General features: G+C 68.7%; 1 protein-coding gene. It reads left to right on the top strand.

Features of this window, described 5'->3' with window-relative positions; genetic code table 11:
* Positions 1 to 392: 392 nt before the first annotated feature.
* A partial coding sequence (locus I53_RS11490; protein ID WP_043350685.1) for an ABC-F family ATP-binding cassette domain-containing protein occupies positions 393 to 1,419 on the top strand: 1,027 nt, incomplete at its 3' end.

Below are 1,419 nucleotides of genomic sequence, written 5' to 3'. Positions count from 1 at the left end.
GCGGCCAGCATCTTCTCGGTCACCATGAGCTGCGCCTCGACCTGCGCGGCCGGCCCCCCGAGAGCAAACATCGCCATCCGCTGGGCGATCACGCCCTGAGCCTCCAGGCCGAGCATGGCCATGTCGAGGCTCGTCGTCCACCAACCGCAAAACATCATCGTCCTCAAAGGCGTCCGCCACGGCCAAGCCCGGCACCATACGCCGGAGCGGCGGCTGGAGCGGCAGGGAAACGACTTAGCTCGCGGAATCGGGCAGAAAAGGCGTCCGGCGATCGGATGACGGTCACGGTTGCGCGCCATGCAGGGCCCAGCGGCCGCGCCCGTCTTTGCGCCGTCTCGATCGATGCCGTAAGCGCCCCGGAGCCCCATTCCCGGACACCGCGCCCGCACTTCATGATTCGCCTGGACAAGATCACCAAGCAGAACGGGCGGCAGCTCGTCTTCATCGAGGCCTCGGCCGCCCTGCAGCGGGGCGAGAAGGTCGGGCTGGTCGGCCCGAACGGGGCCGGCAAGACCACCCTGTTCCGGATGATCATCGGCCAGGAGCAGCCCGACGAGGGGCAGGTCGCCGCCGACCGGGGCATCACGATCGGCTATTTCAGCCAGGATGTCGGCGAGATGTCCGGCCGCAGCGTCGTCACCGAGGTGATGGACGGCGCCGGCCCGGTGAGCGCGGTGGCGGCCGAGCTCGCCGAGCTCGGCGCGGCCCTCGCCGACCCGGACCGCGCCGACGAGATGGACGCCCTGATCGAGCGCTACGGCGAGGTCCAGGCCCGGTTCGAGGAGCTCGACGGCTACGCCCTGGAGGGCCGCGCGCGGGAGGTGCTCGACGGCCTCAGCTTCAGCCAGGAGATGATGGACGGGGATGTCGGCGCCCTCTCGGGCGGCTGGAAGATGCGCGTGGCGCTGGCCCGCATCCTGCTGATGCGCCCGGACGTGATGCTCCTCGACGAGCCGTCCAACCACCTCGACATCGAGAGCCTGATCTGGCTCGAATCGTTCCTCAAGGCCTATGACGGCGCCCTGCTGATGACCTCGCACGACCGCGAGTTCATGAACCGCATCGTCACCAAAGTCATCGAGATCGACGGCGGCGCACTCACCACCTTCTCGGGCGACTTCGCCTTCTACGAAGGCCAGCGGAAGCTGAACGAGGCGCAGCAGCAGGCGCAGTTCGAGCGCCAGCAGGCCATGCTGGCCAAGGAGATCGCCTTCATCGAGCGGTTCAAGGCCCGGGCCTCCCACGCCGCCCAGGTGCAGAGCCGGGTGAAGAAGCTCGACAAGATCGAGCGGGTCGAGCCGCCCCGGCGGCGGCAATCGGTGGCCTTCGAATTCCAGCCGGCGCCCCGCTCGGGCGACGACGTCGTGATGCTCAAAGGCGTCCACAAGCGCTACGGCAGCCGCACGATCTACGAGGCCT

Source organism: Methylobacterium sp. B1 (genome assembly GCF_000333255.1).
Lineage (GTDB): Bacteria > Pseudomonadota > Alphaproteobacteria > Rhizobiales > Beijerinckiaceae > Methylobacterium > Methylobacterium fujisawaense.
Note: the sequence above shows the minus strand (reverse complement) of the source record. Positions and strands in the feature narration are given on the sequence as shown.